At 35.8% G+C, this 18,514-nt stretch carries 16 protein-coding genes; all 16 read right to left on the reverse strand.

The features are described from left to right. Positions 1-22: 22 nt before the first annotated feature. The 16 genes from ffh to BX659_RS12700 all read right to left on the reverse strand — a co-directional run bounded on the left by ffh (position 23) and on the right by BX659_RS12700 (position 18,509). Complete coding sequence (gene ffh / locus BX659_RS12625; protein WP_097018572.1) at positions 23-1,369, reverse strand: signal recognition particle protein; 1,347 nt, start codon at positions 1,367-1,369, stop codon at positions 23-25. Continuing rightward, positions 1,366-1,731: a YlxM family DNA-binding protein gene (gene ylxM / locus BX659_RS12630; protein WP_253250771.1), complete on the reverse strand. Its 366-nt coding sequence runs from the start codon at positions 1,729-1,731 to the stop codon at positions 1,366-1,368. Before ylxM ends, ffh begins: the two co-directional genes overlap by 4 nt. 164 nt (positions 1,732-1,895) lie before the next feature. Next, the gene (gene ftsY / locus BX659_RS12635; protein WP_097018574.1) at positions 1,896-3,023 is read right to left on the reverse strand and encodes a signal recognition particle-docking protein FtsY; all 1,128 of its coding nucleotides are present in this window, start codon (positions 3,021-3,023) and stop codon (positions 1,896-1,898) included. A 12-nt stretch (positions 3,024-3,035) separates the two neighbouring features. Continuing rightward, positions 3,036-4,169, reverse strand: coding sequence for a peptidase S7 (locus tag BX659_RS12640; RefSeq protein WP_097018575.1), 1,134 nt, complete (start codon positions 4,167-4,169; stop codon positions 3,036-3,038). Positions 4,170-4,263: 94 nt separating this feature from the next. Then, positions 4,264-7,836 (reverse strand): chromosome segregation protein SMC, encoded by a 3,573-nt coding sequence (smc, locus tag BX659_RS12645; protein ID WP_097018576.1) that lies wholly within the window; start codon positions 7,834-7,836, stop codon positions 4,264-4,266. A 245-nt stretch (positions 7,837-8,081) separates the two neighbouring features. Beyond that, positions 8,082-8,342: a stage V sporulation protein S gene (locus tag BX659_RS12650; protein WP_097018577.1), complete on the reverse strand. Its 261-nt coding sequence runs from the start codon at positions 8,340-8,342 to the stop codon at positions 8,082-8,084. A 94-nt stretch (positions 8,343-8,436) separates the two neighbouring features. After that, the gene (locus BX659_RS12655; protein WP_097018578.1) at positions 8,437-9,453 is read right to left on the reverse strand and encodes an elongator complex protein 3; all 1,017 of its coding nucleotides are present in this window, start codon (positions 9,451-9,453) and stop codon (positions 8,437-8,439) included. Beyond that, a complete protein-coding gene (locus BX659_RS12660) occupies positions 9,440-10,177 on the reverse strand; it encodes a pseudouridine synthase (protein WP_097018579.1) in 738 nt (245 codons plus the stop codon). Before BX659_RS12660 ends, BX659_RS12655 begins: the two co-directional genes overlap by 14 nt. A 71-nt stretch (positions 10,178-10,248) precedes the next feature. Continuing rightward, complete coding sequence (locus BX659_RS12665) at positions 10,249-11,370, reverse strand: D-alanyl-D-alanine carboxypeptidase family protein (RefSeq protein ID WP_253250772.1); 1,122 nt, start codon at positions 11,368-11,370, stop codon at positions 10,249-10,251. A 58-nt stretch (positions 11,371-11,428) separates the two neighbouring features. After that, a complete protein-coding gene (gene ytfJ, locus BX659_RS12670) occupies positions 11,429-11,875 on the reverse strand; it encodes a GerW family sporulation protein (RefSeq protein ID WP_097018581.1) in 447 nt (148 codons plus the stop codon). Beyond that, positions 11,856-12,512 (reverse strand): DUF2953 domain-containing protein, encoded by a 657-nt coding sequence (locus BX659_RS12675; RefSeq protein ID WP_097018582.1) that lies wholly within the window; start codon positions 12,510-12,512, stop codon positions 11,856-11,858. The genes ytfJ and BX659_RS12675 overlap by 20 nt, the downstream gene beginning before the upstream one ends. Positions 12,513-12,817: 305 nt before the next feature. Beyond that, a complete protein-coding gene (scpB, locus tag BX659_RS12680; RefSeq protein WP_097018583.1) occupies positions 12,818-13,387 on the reverse strand; it encodes an SMC-Scp complex subunit ScpB in 570 nt (189 codons plus the stop codon). Then, positions 13,381-14,148, reverse strand: coding sequence for a segregation and condensation protein A (locus BX659_RS12685; RefSeq protein ID WP_097018584.1), 768 nt, complete (start codon positions 14,146-14,148; stop codon positions 13,381-13,383). Before BX659_RS12685 ends, scpB begins: the two co-directional genes overlap by 7 nt. A gap of 16 nt (positions 14,149-14,164) precedes the next feature. Beyond that, positions 14,165-15,151 (reverse strand): tryptophan--tRNA ligase, encoded by a 987-nt coding sequence (gene trpS, locus BX659_RS12690; RefSeq protein WP_097018585.1) that lies wholly within the window; start codon positions 15,149-15,151, stop codon positions 14,165-14,167. Between the two features lie 96 nt (positions 15,152-15,247). Beyond that, on the reverse strand, positions 15,248-15,874 hold the full coding sequence (locus BX659_RS12695) for a site-2 protease family protein (protein WP_097018586.1): 627 nt from the start codon (positions 15,872-15,874) through the stop codon (positions 15,248-15,250). 1 nt (position 15,875) lies between these two features. After that, positions 15,876-18,509: a CBS domain-containing protein gene (locus tag BX659_RS12700; protein WP_097018587.1), complete on the reverse strand. Its 2,634-nt coding sequence runs from the start codon at positions 18,507-18,509 to the stop codon at positions 15,876-15,878. Between the last annotated feature and the right edge of the window lie 5 nt (positions 18,510-18,514).

Consider the following 18,514-nt stretch of genomic DNA (forward strand, 5'->3'; position numbering starts at 1 on the left):
CACACTCATCATTATCTCTATTTTACATAAAAGGTAGTTTGAATTTACCTTTAAGCTTACCTGAGCCTAATCCTTTACTCATCTCACCCATCTGTTTCATCATCTTTCTAGTCTGCTTGAATTGCTTTAATAAACGATTTACATCTTGAACCGTTGTTCCACTTCCCATTGCAATTCTGCGGCGACGACTACCTTTGATCAATTCAGGATTACGACGTTCCTCTATTGTCATAGAATTAATAATTGCTTCAATTTTATCTAGCTCTTTTTCATCAACTTGAATCCCTTTAAGTTGTTTTCCAACACCAGGAATCATTCCCATTATCTCCTCAAGAGGTCCCATATTTCTGACCTGTTTCATCTGGTCTAAAAAGTCCTCAAAGGTAAATTCTTGTTTTCTTAACTTCTCTTCTAATTCTCTAGCCTTCTTCTCATCAAATTGAGCTTCAGCCTTCTCAATTAGAGTTAAAACATCACCCATCCCCAAAATTCTAGAGGCCATACGGTCTGGATGAAATTCTCTTAAATCTTCTAATTTCTCTCCAAAACCTCCAAATTTAATTGGCTTTCCTGTTACTGAACTGATAGACAAAGCAGCACCACCACGAGCGTCACCATCTAACTTAGTTAAAACAACACCATCAACACCCAAAGCCTGATCAAAGTTTTCGGCAACATTAACGGCATCCTGCCCAGTCATAGAATCTACCACCAATAATATCTCATGGGGCTTTACAGCCTTCTTAACATTCTTTAGCTCATCCATTAAGGCTTCATCTATATGTAAGCGACCCGCAGTATCTATAATTACTACATCATTACCATTAGACTCTGCATGGCTAATAGCCGCTTTAGCAATATCTACTGGGTCTTGCTTATCTCCCATAGTGAATACTGGCTGCTCTACTTTCTCACCTAATACCTGTAACTGCTTAATTGCAGCTGGTCGATAGATATCAGCAGCTACTAATAGAGGATTCTTTCCTTGGGATTTTAATAATTTAGCTAATTTACCAACAGTGGTCGTCTTACCAGCACCTTGCAAACCAGCCATCATAATAATAGTTGGAGGATTAGAAGCAAAAGTTATCTTACTTTGAGTTCCTCCCATCAACTCTGTTAGCTCTTCATTAACTATCTTAATTACCTGCTGAGCTGGAGTCAAACTAGTTAATACCTCATGCCCTACAGCTCTCTCTTCAATCTTTTTAACAAACTTCTTAACAACCTTAAAGTTTACATCAGCCTCTAATAAAGCCAACTTGACCTCTCTTAAAGCTCCCTTAACATCCTTTTCTGACAGCTTACCTTTTCCTTTTAATTTATCAAAAGCTCCTTGTAGCTTATCTGCTAATCCTTCAAAGATCACATCAATTCCCCCTCTTGGTAGGCTTGCAATCTAGCCAAAACACCTTTTAACTTCTCTACATCATCTTCTTCCAATCTGGGTTCTATCTTCTCTACCATATTATTTAATCTATCAAGTTCATCTCGAATACCATCATAATATTTAAGTAATCTCAACTTCTCTTCATAATCCTCTAAAGACTCTTCTGAACGCTTTAGATTATCATAAACTGCTTGGCGACTAATCCCCTGCTGCTTGGCTATCTCACCTAGAGATAAGTCATGGTGATAATATAACCTAATAAACTCCTGCTGCCTTTCAGTTAAAAGTGGTGCATAAAAACTGAATAATCTGGCAACTCTAACAACCTTATCTATATTCAACAACAAAATCACCTTCATTTACTGTTAAGGAATTTCCCTTTACAGATGATAATATAACATATGGATAACCTATTGTCAAGAAAAATCATTTTAGTTTAAGCTTAAATATGAGCTAAGATTTATTCAATCCTAGCTTAATTTCAAACTCAAGCTTAGACTTAATACTATCCATTAAACAGTGCTTCAATAAAGGATTCTGCTTCAAAGTCCTGTAAATCTTCTGCAGACTCCCCAACACCAATTAGCTTAATAGGAATTCCTAGCTCCTCTTTAATTGCAATTACCACTCCACCTTTAGCTGTTCCATCTAGCTTAGTTAGAGCAATACCATCTATAGCTACTGCATCATTAAATAGCTTGGCTTGATTGACTGCATTTTGACCAGTAGTTGCATCCAATACTAACAGTACCTCTACTCTCATCTCACCGGCTTCACGAGTAATTACCCTTTTGACCTTCTCTAACTCTTGCATCAAGTTAGATTGGGTGTGTAATCTACCAGCAGTGTCAACAATCAATAAATCTACACCTCTAGATTTGGCTGCTTGTACAGCATCATAGGCTACAGCTGCTGAATCTGCACCTTCTTGGTGGGCAATGATATCTACTCCTACTCTAGAGCCCCAAACCTTTAGCTGATCGATAGCCGCAGCTCTAAAAGTATCCCCAGCCCCTAACAAGACCTTCATTCCTGCCTCTTTAGTTCTCTGAGCTATCTTACCAATAGTTGTAGTCTTTCCAGCACCATTTACTCCTACTACCATTAATATAGTAGGTTGCTCACTATCCTCTTTTTCTTCACCTTGGCTTAATATCTCAATCAATTGATTCTTAAATAACTCATTTAAATCCTTAGGCTCTTTTATATTCTCTTCTTTAGCTTTCTCCCTTAAATCATCTACCAAGTTCATTGTAGTATGTACACCAACATCTGCTTGAATTAAAATCTCCTCTAACTCTTCAAATAGCTCTTCATCAATACTAGTAAATTTACTAAAGAGGTTCTCTACTTGTGCTACAAAACCATTTCTAGTCTTACTTAGCCCCTTCTTTAATCTACCAAAGAAACTTAGCTTCTGCTCTTCTTGTTGAGGTTCTTTAACCTCTGCTACTTCCTCTTCAATCTTCTCTTCCTCTTGTTGAGCTACTACTTCTTTCTTTTGACCAACTTCTTCTGTTATCTCTTCTTCTTGGGGCTGATTAAGCTCTTCAACTCTAGTAACCTCTTCAACCTTTTGAACCTCTTCTTCTTTCTTCTTTTTCTTAGCAAATCCAAAAATCTTCTTTAACATAAATCTTCCCCCTTACTTCAATTCTAATGGTTTACATAGATCTGTATACTCTTGAGCAATTCCAAAACGTCTTTTTCTAATCTCTGCTTCCTCTTCTGGGGTCTCAGCAAGATAGTATTTTTGACCTACCTCTTCATATTCATCAGCTAACTTAGCTACCTCTTCTCTTAGCTCAATCACAGTAGCACCTTTGATATTACCATCCTTATCATGACCGATAGCTATTACTGGTCTTCCCCAACTGCCTGGTCCAGCCATGGCATCACCCATATGCATTACTCCAGTTCCACCAGGATGGGTATGTACAATTGCAACATTATGAGGAATAATATTAGTATAAGCCTCTTTTAAGGAGATACCTGAGATATCAGTATAGCTAGATGCTAACATCCTAGAAGGAACATAACCCATACCCCCAACAACTATCTCTCCTTTTTGGATGATATGACCATCCACAATCTCTCCAATCGCTGCAACTTCTCTGCCCTGCTCCACTTCAGTAGATTTGGCAACTAAGCGCTTGGCAAACTCTTTATCAATAGTGTTGACTTCAATTGCTGGTATCTGCCACTTCTTTTCTGGAACCTTGGCTAAAGAAACCTCATCCTCAGGGATATCTACTTGTTCTAACTCTTTGCAGATATCTAGATAATTCAATTGTAAATTGAAGGACTCTCGTAAAATCTCCCTTTCTTCCTCCATAGTCTTAGCTGTTAACCTATGTAATTGTATATCCTCAGATTCAGTAGCTAAATCAAAGTATTCCTTCTTAGGATAAATCAACCCTACTCCAGCCGCCTTACCCATCTTCACTCCAATACTAATTAGTGGTATATTAAATACATCAAGACCACCTGTACCTACAATAATACCAGTCTTGCCTGGATTGGTAGTAATAATCACTGCATTTTCAGGCAGCTGATTGATAATCTCCAATAAAGCTTCTCCCTCAGTCTTAGCCACCTTAGACAGCATCTGCCGATAAGGGAGTCCTGATATTCCACCATTGACTATTTCTGTCATCGAATCGATATACCCCTCTTGATTAATAAACCCTATCGCTCCTGCCGAACGACCTTGGCTTAGATGATTACTTCTATCAACCAATCGCTCTACTATAAAAGCTGCTATTCCCTTGACTTTCATTATACGCCCTCCTTTTAGACTATATTTTTCCTGTTTATCTAAGACAATATACTATAATATTTTTGGCTGATAGCTACTAGCTAGTGGCTATCAGCTACTCTTCATAATCTCCAACCTCATCTACCTTCAATGATAATAACTGTGAAACCCCAGATTCTTGCATAGTCACCCCATATAAGGCATTGGCAGCTGCCATAGTCCCTTTTCTGTGGGTAATGACAATAAACTGGGCAATCTCTGACAATTGATTTAAATAGTTAGCAAACCTATTTACATTAGCATCATCTAAAGGGGCATCAAGCTCATCTAAAACGTAAAACGGACTTGGATTGACCTTTAAAAGTGAAAATATTAGTGCTGTTGCAGTCAATGCCTTCTCCCCACCAGACATCAATGATAACTTTTGTAGCTTCTTACCTGGTGGTTGAGCATTAATCTCAATTCCTGTCTCTAATAGATCATCTTCATCCTCTAATGCCAACTGCGCCTGACCACCCTCAAATAAATCTGTAAATATCTTCTCAAACTCTACTTTTACTTGATTAAAGGTCTCTAAGAACTTCTCTTCCATCTCATCCTCTATCTCTTTAATTACCTCTTCTAAAGATTCTTTAGATTCAACTAAGTCCTGATGCTGCTCTTGTAAGAAATTAAATCTTTGACTTAGGGTTTCATACTCTTCAATCGCTCCTAAATTAACTGGCTCTAACCTCTTCATTGAACTCTTAAGCCCTTTAATCTCTTTTTCAACCTGATTTTGATTAGTAATCTTTTTAATATCAACACTTGCCGCTTCAATACTCAGTTCATACTCCTCTTGCAACTTAGTTTGAATATTCTCTAGTTTAACCTGCAACTGCGCTACATCAATTTCAATCTTATTATACTCTTTTTGTAGCTTTTCATATCTAGCTCTAATATCCTTAGATTCCTGTTGATATGAATTGATCTTAGCTTTAATCTCTGAAATCTCTATTCTAAATTCATCAAGAAGATTCTTTAAGCGGACAACCTCCTTGCTCATCTCTTCCTTCTCTTTATCTAGCTCTTGCTTTCTGAAATTAAGTTGTTTATCCTTATCCATCAAGCGTTTTATCTCTTCTTCTTTATTAGTAATTTCATCCTTAGCATAGGCTATTGCCTTCTCTTTAGACTCTAGCTCTTCAGCCAAGCTTCCTTTTTCTTGCCTTAAAGCAGCTATACTTACCTTCAGCTCTGTAATCTCATCTGTGTATAAAGCTTTAGTTGCCTCTAGCTTTTTTATCTTCTCTTCTAGCTCTATAACCCTCTCTTTAATACTAGAATCATCATTGTTCAATCTACTTAAAGCTTGAGATAACTCTTTGCTCTCAGACTCTAAACTGATAATCTCTTGCCTTAGCTCTTTTATTCTAGAGTCTTTAGCAGCCAACTCACCTCTTAATCGCTCTACCTCTCTGTTAGCCTGTTGATAGTCCTTTAAGTAATTGGCCTCTTTAAGCTCTAGTTGGTGAACCTGTTCTTCTACCTTAGTTAATTTATTCTCAGATTCAACTAAACTCTCTTTTACCTTAAGACCTGATTCTTCTCTTTTCTTTAATTTAAGAGTCAAATCTTCAACCTGATTAGATAAAACCCCAATCTCTCTAGAACGCCCCAATAAATTGTTGTTCTGATTGCGGCTTCCTCCTGTCATAGCACCTCCAGGGTTAACTACATCACCATCTAAGGTCACTACCTTTACCCTCTTATCAGCAGCCTTGGATACTTTAACAGCAGCATCAATATCCTTGGCGATAATTACCCTACCAAGGAGGTTCTCGATAATATTCTGATATTTTGAATCATAGCTGATTAAATCTTTGGCAACACCAATAGCTCCTTCTATCTTTAAGGCAGAGAGTTCAGATTGGTTTAAAGAGCGAGAAGATATTAAGTTAAGGGGCAAGAAGGTAGCTCGTCCACCCTTGCTAGTCTTTAAATATCTAATTGCTTGTTTGGCAACCTGATCATTCTCTACAACAACATTCTGTAAAGTACTACCTAAAGAGACTTCAATAGCCGTTTCATACTCTTGGGGTGTATTAATTAATTCTGCTATTACCCCACAAACACCTTTTATCTGCTCACTATCTTCAATATGTTTAAATAGATTCTTAACCCCTCTATAGTAGCCTTCATAGTTCTCTTCCATCCCTTCAAGAACCTTTAATCTTGAGCTTTTAGCATTTAAGCTATCTTTTATCTCTTCATACTCATCCCTTAAGGAAGTTAAGCTGTCTTGGAGCTGGCTATTGTTAGTTTTTTCTCTATTATATTCATTACGATAATCACTTATGTTCTTTTTAATCTCTTCTAGTCTACTCTCTTTATTTCTCATCTCTTCTAAGGCTTTATCAACTTCTTTAGTTAAAGACTCTCTTTGCTCCACTAAAGCAGTTATATCCTCTTGATAACGTCTGATATCTCTACTTGCTGTCTCTAATTGATGTTGCTGCCTATTAATTTTAGTAATCTGCTTTAATTGATTATCTTGAAAGCCTTTCTTGACCGCAAATTTCTCATCTAATTCTCTAGATAAAGTATCTAACTCTTTATTCTTCTGATCCAATAACAAAGACTTTTCTTTGATCTTCTCTAGTAACTCTATCTCTTTCTTATCTTTTTTTGCAATCTCCTCTTTATTTAAGTTAATCCTCTCTTTTAACCGATTAATCTCACTCTCTAGTCTACCCTTCTGCTCTAGAATATTATCCTGTTGCTGTTTAGCCAAAGTTAATTTGTTCTCAATCCGCTCTACACTACTTTTAGCCTCAAAGATATTCTCCTTTTGCTGGTCAGAATCTGCTGTTAGCTCCTCTAAGCGTTCCTTCTCCTTGCCTATTCTCAAATCATATTCACTTACAGCTGATTTTGCCTCAGTTAGTTGATAAGATAGTCGTTGCTTACTAGTAATATCTTGGTCAAGCTTCTCTTCTAATTCCAAATAAATATTAGCTAGTAAGTTAACCTCTAACTCTTTTAGTTCACTTCTATACTCTTGATATTTTTTCGCCTTCTTAGACTCTTTCTCTAAAGGCTCTACTTGCCTCTCTATTTCATGGATAATATCCTTTATTCGCTGTAGCTTCTGCTCTGTACTATCTAACTTCTTTTCTGCCTCTTCTTTACGGCTCTTATGCTTACTGATTCCAGCAGCCTCTTCAAAAAGCTCCCTTCTATCTACAGAGTTTTCACTTAAAATAGCTTCAACCTTTCCCTGTCCAATTATCGAATAAGCATCCTTACCAATCCCTGTATCCATAAATAGTTCCTTAATATCCTTTAAACGGCAGGTATTATTATTGATTAGATAGTCACTCTCTCCACTACGGGTTACTCGTCTACCAATAATCACCTCTTTATAATCAATCGGTAGAGCACCATCACGATTATCCAGGGTCAAGGTAACCTCTGCTAAACCTAAGGCTCTTCTTTTGCCACTTCCTGCAAAGATAACGTCCTCCATCTTGCCTCCCCTTAAGGTTTTGGCACTCTGCTCACCTAATACCCAACGGATAGCATCAGAGATATTACTTTTTCCACTACCATTAGGACCTATAATTCCTGTAATAGCAGGCTCAAAATCTACCTTTACCCTATCAGCAAAGGATTTAAAGCCTTTAATGGTTATACTTTTAAGAAACATAACTTTCCTCCTTTCTTGCATATAGACTTGTAAAATATATTCTATTAAACGTAAAATTCTTTTTATAGTTTAGCTATTGTAATACTTTTAGTCTAAGATTAAGGTTTTACTTAGTCTTAAATTTATTCTGTATTTTATATAGGCTCAAATTTTATTTTAACATAAATATAGCAAAAAATAAACAAAACTATAACCCCACCTTAAAAGCTAGCAGGGTTATAGTCTTTATTCGATATTAATTTTAATTATCTTGGTTCAACAATAAACTTAATGGCAGTTCTTTCTTGCCCATCAATTTCAATTTCAGAAAAAGCAGGAATCGCAACTAAATCTATACCATTTGGTGCTATAAATCCTCTTACAATGGCAATCGCTTTCACAGCTTGATTTATAGCTCCAGCTCCAACACCCTGTAGCTCTGCTCTACCTTCTTCACGTATTACAGCAGCTAATGCTCCAGCTACAGATTTAGGCTTTGAAGTTGATGATACTTTCAATATTTCCATATTATTTCCTCCCTTAATTTAGCCTATTAATTATTCCTTATATTCATATATAGTAAGTTAGCTGCTATATTATGACTAATTTAGAAAATAAAATTTAGTAAATAACGTTTATTTTAATCTTGCCCCTAGCTAAAGTATCATCATCCTTGATAATTATCTCTTGAAGTTTGTAATGATTATACAAGTACTCTAAATTACTATTCTTCTGTCCTCTAAGATTGGAGATATCTTTGGAATTAACCGTTAATTCTAATTTATTAATAGTTTTTTCTCTAATCTCATCTTCAATTTTATTCAATAGTAACTTAGATTCTACTAATTGTCTAAAGGAAGGATGAAAAGGTCCTGCTAAAACCTCTGTAGAATTGACCCCCTCAGAAGGCTGGAGCCCAACTCTAATTATATCAATCCCAGCTTTTTTGAAATTCTCTACTAATTGAGCACTGATAGCAACTGCCTCTGCTAATGATAAAGGCTCATACTTACCTGCTTTATATAGCTTAGCTAATTGAGTATTTTTGATGACCAAGGTAGGATATATCCGTACAAAATCTGGATTAAGCTTAATAACCTCTGTTACTGTATCTAAATCAGAAGTTTCCGTACTGTTAGGTAGACCAGGCATAACCTGTAACCCTAATTTAAAGTCATACTCTTTGATTAAAGAGACCGCCTTCTTAACATCTGCTCTACTATGTCCCCTGATTGCAGCAGTTAATACATCATCGTCTAGAGATTGAACCCCTAATTCAATAGTCCCTACACCATATTCTTTTAACCTATCTAATATCTCCAGATCTATATAATCAGGTCTAGTAGATAACCTAATCCCAGTAATATCCCCTTTATCTAAGAAGATTTTTGCAACTGATAGTAGCTCCAGCTGATATTTGGGGTCAATTCCTGTAAAGCTACCTCCATAAAAGGCAACCTCTATCCTTGTAGCTGTTTTGGGAATTGTGCTTAAATATTCATTGATCTTAGCCAAGACTTCTTCCTGGCTTAAATCCTTTGTAACACCTGTAATCTCCCGCTGATTACAGAAGACACAGTCATGGGGACAGCCCAAGTGGGGAACAAAGATGGGAATAATATAATTACTCTTGCTCATTTTCCTTTACCTGCCTAGCAATCTCTTTAAGTTCTTGAATCTCATCATACTTTAAAAATCTATATGTACCCAACTTCAAATCCTCATCTAAGGATAAAGGTCCCATTTTAATCCTCTTTAATTCTAATACTGGATGGCCTACTGACTTGAGCATCCTCTTAACCTGATGCTTTCTTCCTTCATGAATCTCTAAAGATACTATTGATTTATTATTAAATTCTACAACCCTTTCTGCTTTAGCAGGTGCAGTCCACCCATCACCTAAGTGTACTCCACGCTCTAAAGCTTTTAACTTAGCATCATTAGGTACTCCATCAACAGTAGCCAAGTATTCCTTACTGATTTGGTGGCTAGGATGGGTTAGAGCATAGGCAACCTCACCATCATTGGTTAATAATAATAGACCTTCGGTATCATAATCTAATCTCCCTACTGGATATACTCTCTCTTTTACCTTAACTAGATCTATTACTGTCTTTCTTCCCTTAGGATCACTTACTGTTGTAACACATTCTCTGGGTTTATTTAATAAGATATAGACCAATTTCTCTTTCTTAATCTTCTTATCATTTACCTCTATATCATCTTGCTGTGGATTAACCTTAAATCCCAATTCTTTTACCACCTTGCCATTAACCTTTACTTTACCTTGCTCTATCAACTTTTCACTCTGTCGTCTTGATGCTACTCCTGCTCTAGCCATTACTTTCTGTAATCTCTCCATTAACTAACACCTCAATTTATTTATTTGTTGCTACAGTTATTCTTATTCTAGTATAATAGTAAATCTCCTTGTTAAAAATAGATTTGGATTTCAGCTGATAGCTTCTTCCAGAAATTATTGACTGCAGAATCTTCAACATAACGGTCAGAGATTAGATCTATTCTATCCAATAGATTATCATCCTTATCATATAAAGCAATATTGCCTAATTTTTCCCCTTTCTTGATTGGTAAAGTGATATCATTCTTAACATCAATTACTTTCTTTATCTTAGTACTGCTACCTTTAGGGAGGACATAATTAAACTCCTTAGCAGCCTTTAACTTTATCTTTTGCTCATGAATAGAGATTTGATGAACCTCTTCTCCTTTAGCAATCACTTCTACCTTCTGATAACGATTAAAACCATAATTTAATAAAGCTAAAGATTCATTCCACATCGCCCCACTCTTTAGAACTACACTAACCAACTGTTGACCATTTTTAGTAGCAGAAGAGACCAAACACCTTCCTGCTGCTCTAGTATAACCAGTTTTAACACCATCAACTATATCAGAGCGGGTTAATAATTTATTGGTATTGCTTAAGATTCTATCCCAACTATGACCAGGCCACTCAATTCTCTTCTTTTTTGTTGAAACCACCTTAGCAAAGATGGGATTTTGTAGAGCATAACGGGCTACCTGTGCCAAATCATAGGCTGTTGTTAGATGACCCTCTTGGGGTAAACCATTGGGATTTTTAAAGGTTGTATGTAAAGCACCTACTTCTCTTGCTTTAAGATTCATCAACTTGGCAAAATTCTCTACAGAACCACCAATGTGTTCAGCAATTGCTACAGCTGCATCATTACCTGATTTTAATAAAAGACCATAGACCATCTCTTCTAAGGTTAAAGTTTCATCAGGAACCAAATAGATTGAAGAACCACCTTCGTAGGCTGCTCGTTTACTAGCAGTTACTTTGTCAGAAAGATTGCCATTCTCTATTGCTAAGATTCCAGTCATAATCTTAGTAGTACTAGCAGGAGCACGACGCTGATGAATATTCTTCTGATAAAGTATCTGACCAGTCTCTACATCCATTAAGATCGCTGCTTGTGCAGATAATTGAGGATATGCTAAAGCAATTGCATTAACCGTTAAAACTAAGCTACAAACTATTATTAATGTTATTAAGTATCTTTTAATCATGATTACACCTCCAAAAAATTCAAAGGAAAAGTGAAGGTTCCCCTTCACTTTTAGTCTTTTATACACTAATCTCCACATTTGTATTATCTTCTTTCTTGTTCTTGTCATTCTGTTTAGTAAGACCTTTGAGATGATCTAATAATTCAGGAGCCAAGTTTACTAGCCGCTCAACAACGGCATTGTTATTAACTGGCAATAATCTTACTTGACCTTCACTGACTACTAAAAAAGCAATCGGCTGTAGCATTACCCCAGCTCCACTACCTCCACCAAAGTTTGTACCCTTAGCTGAATTTCTTTCTCTATCCTTATCTTCACCATTGTTCTTTTTTAATAGATATTCAGCACCACCAGCCGCAAAACCAAAATTGACCTTTGAAACAGGGATGATTACACTGCCATCCTTGGTCTCTACTGGATCTCCTACAATAGTATTTACATCAACCATAGTTTTTATATTCTCCATTGCTGTGGACATTATATTTTCAATTGGATGATCGGCCATTTCCCTTTAACCTCCTTTTGAGTTGAGAAATTAATATCTTCAATCCCATATGTATAATATCACCTATCTTAAAAGTAAATATACCCTCAAATTCCATACCAAAATCCTGAGGATAATTAAAAGAAGGCTCGACTTGAATAACAGGTACAGCTTCAAATCTTATAAAATTTTGTAAAATAGAGACAACAGAACCTTTAACTGCCCAAATCATTCCTGTTAAAATTCCTGTATAAGCCTGATTTATCAGTCCAAAGTTTGTAACCCACCAAAAATCATCACATTTATCAATTATCACTACAACATCTTCTATATGTGTAAAAACCTTTTTGACTTGATTGAAAAAGTTAATAATATGTGCTATATCACCCTTATTTCTTTCTCCTTTTTCTAACTTCTCATCTATCTTCACTTCCCTTTTAAACCTTTCATTTACCCTAGCTTTAAATTCAAAATCTGAGAAGGAAAACCGCTCCTCAATCTCTACATAAGGTAATTTGAATCTATATTTAAAGAAGGTAAAATTGAGTTTAGCTACCAAATCATCACCTTCTTGCTGGACATTAATATCAATCATAAACCTTATCTTGCCAAAGCGTAAAATAATTAAGATTAAAAGGATTAAAATTAATATTATCATGTGATCCCCCTTTCAACCTATAATAGTTATCTTATCCATAGCTTCTAAATTGTATACTAACTTTATTAATTTGCTAAGCTTTCTAAAGCTAAATCTAAGATATAAAAAGTAAAGATACAATTTCATTATTCCTTTTAGGATAATATAAAATACAGACTAGTAAAAATTTATAATTGTATCTTTAAATGACAAAAGAACTTGAGCTAGCTCAAGTTCTTTAATTTAGATCCATATATTGTAATAACTTGATAATCATAATATTACTCTAAAAAAATAATCAGGTGCTTACAAGCACCTGATTATTCTTAGTTATCCTCTATATTATCAATTGCTTTCTCTATCTCTTCATCATATAACTCTGTAAACTCCTGAGCTGGTGGTAGCTCATCTAAGCTATTTAACCCCATATACTGTAAGAATTCAGCTGTAGTTCCATAAAGAATTGGATTTCCTATAGTATCCTTTCTCCCTTGCTCTTCTATTAAGCCTCGCTTCTGTAACGTCTTTAAAGCCTTTTCAACATTGACACCTCTAATATCCTCAACCTCTGCTCTAGTAGCAGGCTGTTTATAGGCAATAATCGCTAAGGTCTCTAAAGCAGCTTGGCTTAAAGTATTATTCATCTCCGGTTTATGTAACTCTTTGATAAAAGGTAGAAATTCTGCTTTAGTCTGTAATTGATAGCCATTACTGACCTGTACCAACTCAATTCCCTTATCTCCCCTAGTATACTCTGCTTCAAGTAACTCTAAAGCATCTTTGATATCTTTAACTCCAATATCCAAGACCTCTTTGATCACCTTAATTGGCAAAGGGTCTGTTGCCATAAACAATAATGCTTCTATTGCAGCCTTTACTTCAACTTTACTTAGCACCGACCACCACTCCCTAAACGGTAAATCATAATCTCATCAAAGTTATTATCCTGTTTAATCTTGACCTCATTAATCTTAATCAGCTCTAATAATGCCATAAAAGTAACAACTACCTCTAATCTAGAGCTGAATTGAGAGAACAATTCCATAAAACTAATTTCACCATCAACTACAACTAATCTTTGCATTATATAACCCTGTTGCTCTTTGATAGTAATTTCTTCTGCCTTTAAGTGGTCTAAAGTATCTACATGCTGTTCTTCCTTCTTATCAACCTTCTTATTTTTACCTTTCTTCAATGCTGTATGGAAGGCAGAGATGAATTGATCTATAGTAACCCCTTCTAGAGGATTAGACTTTTCAAACTCCAACTCACTTAACAAAGGAGCTACATTACGAGTATATGACTTTCGCTGCTTCTGCTCAAAATCCTGTAGCTCTAAAGCCAATTGTTTATACTTCTTATACTCTAGTAGCTTCTCCACCAACTCTTGGCGAGGGTCTACCTCTTCCTCATCATCGCCACTTCTCTCTTTAGGCAATAAGGTCTGGGCTTTGATCTCCATTAGCTGTGCTGCCATAATTAAAAATTCACTAGCCACATCTAAATCTAACTTCTGCATATTAGCAATGTACTCTAAATACTGGCGGGTAATCTCTGCAATGGGAATATCATAAATCTCTACTTTATTCTTCTTCAACAAATGCATTAATAGATCAATAGGACCTTGAAAAGCATCAATCTTTACCTCATAGCCCATACGCTCACCTCTAACCCTATCTTAGATTCATAGCAGTTCTGACTTGAGTTAATGTCTCTTTAGCTATAGCTCTAGCTTTGTTAGCACCTTCAGCTAAAATTTCATCAACAATTTCAGGCTTAGCCTCTAGCTCTTTTCTCTTTTCATGGATTTCAGATAGGTAATCGATAATTGAATCTGATAATATCTTCTTACAATCCATACAGCCTAAAGTAGCATTACGACAGCCCTCTGCCACCTCTTCAACTCTATCTGGAGTAAATAATTTATGGTAAGAATAGACTGAACAGACCTCAGGATCACCAGGGTCCTTTAACCTAATTCTTTGTGGATCTGTCACCATACTCTTAACCTTTCTTGCAATCTCTTCAGGGCTATCAGCCAAGTAAATAGAGTTGCCATAGCTTTTGCTCATCTTACGACCATCTAAACCTAATAATTTAGTAACCTCACCTAACTTAGCTTCTGGCTCTGGGAAGGTCTCCACATATAAGTGGTTAAATCTTCGAGCAAGCTCTCTAGTTATCTCAATATGTGGTAGTTGATCCTCTCCAACTGGAACCGTATCACCCTTAAAAGCTAAGATATCAGCAGCCTGTAAGACTGGATACTCTAATAGTCCAAAAGGAATAGAATCCTTTACTCCCAACTCTTGAACCTGCTCTTTATAAGTTGGATTTCTCTCTAAGCGTGAAACTGATATAATCATTGATAATAATAGATTCAACTCAGCAATCTCTGGTATATGGGATTGAACAAAAATAATACTTCTTTCAGGATCAATCCCTGCAGCAATCCAATCAATCACTTGTCCTCTAATATTATTTTGTAGTTGTTCAGTATCTTCATATTTAGTAGTCAAGGCATGCCAATCAGCAACCTCAAAGATACAGTTATATTCATCTTGGAGTTGCTTCCAATTATCAAGCACCCCAATTAAATGTCCTAAATGTAATTTTCCAGTAGGACGCATCCCACTGAATATAGTTCCTTTTTTCGACATAATAAATCCTCCCTTTTTAAATGCAATGAATAGTTAATAATTAATGGTGAATAGTAAAAAACTCAAAACTATTTTTTATTAGTTATTCTTTGTTCTCTACATTAATCCTACTAATTTAAAGATTCCTATCCTTAGAATATTTATAGCAGGACTCAATATTACTCCAATTCCATTGGTAAATAGTAAAAATAGTAGAATAAAAGGTCCATAGGCTTCTAAATTATAGATAAATTTATTCATACTAGCTGGCAACAATCCCGCTAATATCTTAGAACCATCTAAAGGTGGTACTGGCAATAAATTAAAGACAGCCAATCCTAGATTTAGATAAATCCCTGTGATAAATAGAGTATTAACGACTCTTGGGTCTATTAAAGTATAAAAGAAATTACCTACAAATCTATATAAGAATGCAAAGCCTATAGCTAGTGTTATATTTGATAAAGGACCAGCCAATCCTACTAGCATCATCCCCTTTTTACGATCTTTAAAATAACGAGGATTGACCTGTACTGGCTTAGCCCAACCGAATCTACGGGTAATCAGTAATACTAATGTTCCCATCGGATCTAAATGGGCTAAGGGGTTTAAAGTCAAACGACCAGTCATCTTTGGTGTTGGATCACCTAATAAATCTGCCATCTTTCCATGGGCATATTCATGAAAGGATAAAGATAATAACAAAATAGGTATTAATAAGACCAATTCTGCAATTGTATTCACTTTATTCACCCCTCTTTTCTATATAATCTCGCAGATATCTCTGCTCTTGTTGATAATTCACAATCTTTCCATCTAATTTGGCCTTCTTAACTGCTTGCAAAGCATCTTGAAAGAAAGGACCTGGTTTATAACCAAAGTCAATAATATCCTCTCCAGAGACTTTGATATCTATCCAGCGTAGCTCTTCTAAATATAGCTTAACCTTATCCTTTAAAGTAAAATCTTTAATCAATAGTAATAGTAAATCTTCAATCGCAAAGCCTTCCAATAAATAATAGATCTCACTATTATCCTCTGCAGCTTTTAACCTACTGCTAAGGCTATCAAAACTTAAAGTAAAGAATAAGCGATAAGATAGATTCTTATTTAAATTAAACTTCTGATTAAACTCTTTAATCTGTTCATGATTCATCCCCCAGATTAGAACCATCAAATAGAGTACCCATTCATTAAATTTAAAGGAGAGATTTAAAGTCTTCAACCACTCTAACACATCTACTACTTTAGTGGCTAACTTTTCTTTCTCTTCATTCCACCGGATATCTGGAGAGATATAACTTAAAATATTCTCCTCTTGTAATAGATTAATAAATTTAATTGGGTACTTATCCTGTAAACCCAGCTGTAATTTACTAAAAAGTCTATTATTACTTAGCTTCTCTATCACATCTAGATCAACAGCCTGCTTAATCAACTCTTTGGTACGGGGTTCAAATTTAAATCCATAGCGGCTAGCAAATCTCAATCCTCTAAAGATTCTAGTTGGGTCATCATATAGACTGAAATTGTGTAAGAGTCTAATAACTCCTTGCTCTAAATCTTCTCTGCCATTAAAATAATCGACAAGCTGACCAAAGGAGTGACCATTTAACTGAATAGCTAGAGCATTGATAGAGAAGTCCCTTCTAAAGAGATCCTGTTGAATACAACCAAGCTCTACCTCAGGAAGACTAGCAATTCCAGAATAATACTCAACTCTAGTTGTAGCCACATCTAATTTCATCCCATCCTCTAAGGTCAATACTGCTGTACCAAATTCATGATAGATATCAAGCTCCCCTTTTAACTCTTTATTGAGCCTACGAGCAAATTCAATTCCATCACCTTCAACCACCAAATCTAAATCTAGATTGGCTTTACCCAATAATAGATCACGGACAAATCCACCAACAATATATAGATTATACTCTAACTCCTCTGCTAGAGCACCTGCCTTTTTAAATAGCTGAAGGGTCTGTTGATCTATTAGTTTCAACCTATCACTGATATCATACCTCTTCTCTTGTACCTTTACTAGACTTCTACCGTAAAGGTGCTGCCTGTTCTTTAAATAATCATCCCTACCATAAAAGATTCTCAACAGGTCATTTCTAGTAATAATACCTACCAATTCACCTTCAGAGTCAAGTACTGGTAGGCGCCCAACATTATTCTCTACAATAGCATCCTGTACCTCTTTCAAGGATGCTGTTTCATTAATAGTAACTACCCCATTGGACATATAGCCTTTTACGGGAGCATGTAATAAGCCATGCTTTCTCACCTTATCTATATCATTGCGAGATATGATCCCTATAATCTCATCATCATCTGCAACTATCAATCCAGAGTACCCTTCCTCCAACATAATTTCATCGGCTTTGCCCATAGTTGTATCAGAGGTTATAGTTCTTACAGGGCTTGACATAATATCTTTAACTAAGACTGCTGGATTGACCCGCTCTTTAACAATACATAATAGATCCTCTTGATAATCTAGCAAGTCCTTATCATCTTCGGCTTTTAAATTGGCTGAGGCCGCCCTTGTGTGACCACCTCCACCATAATATTTCAATATCTCTGCTACATTGATACTATCATTATTGCTACGACCAATAATCAGTACCTTACTATCATATTTAACCAGTACAAATAAAGCATCAGAGTTATGTAATTCATTTAACTTATGGGCTAATAATGAAATATCTGGGACATATTCATCGATCTCTGATTGGAAGATATCGATTTCAAAGCCCTTAATATGAATTGGATGGATAGAATCCAACAATTTATTGAATAATTGATGTTGCTTTCGGCTCAAAGAGTACTCTATATACTCTTCAACCACTTCCAAGTTTGCCCCTTTCTCCAGTAAGTAAGCTACTGCCTGAGCATCTTTAACAGTAGTACTCTTATAGACTAAGCAACCTGTATCCTCATAGATTCCTAGAGCAAATAAGGTGGCTTCAAAGGAGGTTATCTCAATACCTTTCTTCTTCAACCTACTGACCAGCATAGTCGTAGTTGCTCCAACCTCTTCAATAATTTCCTCGGCATTCTCTAAATTTCTCTGTCGCTCAAGGTGATGATCATAGATTAATACATCAATCCCATCACTTTTGACTAGTTTAGAAAAAGCACCTACCCTTGAGGCAACTCTAGTATCTACCATAATTACTTTAGTAACTTTAGATTTATCTATCTCTTTAGCATATTTAATAGGAATTCTGCCTTTATATAAAGTCGTAAATTTCTTCACATTATTAGTTAACTTACCTGAAAAGACCATAGTAGCTTGAGGATGTAACTTCTGTGCTGCTACCATAGAAGCTAGTCCATCAAAATCAGTTCTTTGATGACTGATAATTATCTCCATGTTTC

Source organism: Orenia metallireducens (assembly GCF_003001995.1).
GTDB lineage: Bacteria > Bacillota > Halanaerobiia > Halobacteroidales > Halobacteroidaceae > Orenia > Orenia metallireducens_B.

Bases quoted from the DNA above. Each gene is read 5' to 3' on its own strand.
- ftsY (WP_097018574.1), bottom strand. From the start codon at position 3,023: ATGTTAAAGAAGATTTTTGGATTTGCTAAGAAAAAGAAGAAAGAAGAA.
- BX659_RS12640 (WP_097018575.1), bottom strand. From the start codon at position 4,169: ATGAAAGTCAAGGGAATAGCAGCTTTTATAGTAGAGCGATTGGTTGAT.
- smc (WP_097018576.1), bottom strand. From the start codon at position 7,836: ATGTTTCTTAAAAGTATAACCATTAAAGGCTTTAAATCCTTTGCTGAT.
- BX659_RS12650 (WP_097018577.1), bottom strand. From the start codon at position 8,342: ATGGAAATATTGAAAGTATCATCAACTTCAAAGCCTAAATCTGTAGCT.
- BX659_RS12655 (WP_097018578.1), bottom strand. From the start codon at position 9,453: ATGAGCAAGAGTAATTATATTATTCCCATCTTTGTTCCCCACTTGGGC.
- BX659_RS12660 (WP_097018579.1), bottom strand. From the start codon at position 10,177: ATGGAGAGATTACAGAAAGTAATGGCTAGAGCAGGAGTAGCATCAAGA.
- BX659_RS12665 (WP_253250772.1), bottom strand. From the start codon at position 11,370: ATGATTAAAAGATACTTAATAACATTAATAATAGTTTGTAGCTTAGTT.
- ytfJ (WP_097018581.1), bottom strand. From the start codon at position 11,875: ATGGCCGATCATCCAATTGAAAATATAATGTCCACAGCAATGGAGAAT.
- BX659_RS12675 (WP_097018582.1), bottom strand. From the start codon at position 12,512: ATGATAATATTAATTTTAATCCTTTTAATCTTAATTATTTTACGCTTT.
- BX659_RS12685 (WP_097018584.1), bottom strand. From the start codon at position 14,148: ATGGGCTATGAGGTAAAGATTGATGCTTTTCAAGGTCCTATTGATCTA.
- trpS (WP_097018585.1), bottom strand. From the start codon at position 15,151: ATGTCGAAAAAAGGAACTATATTCAGTGGGATGCGTCCTACTGGAAAA.
- BX659_RS12700 (WP_097018587.1), bottom strand. From the start codon at position 18,509: ATGGAGATAATTATCAGTCATCAAAGAACTGATTTTGATGGACTAGCT.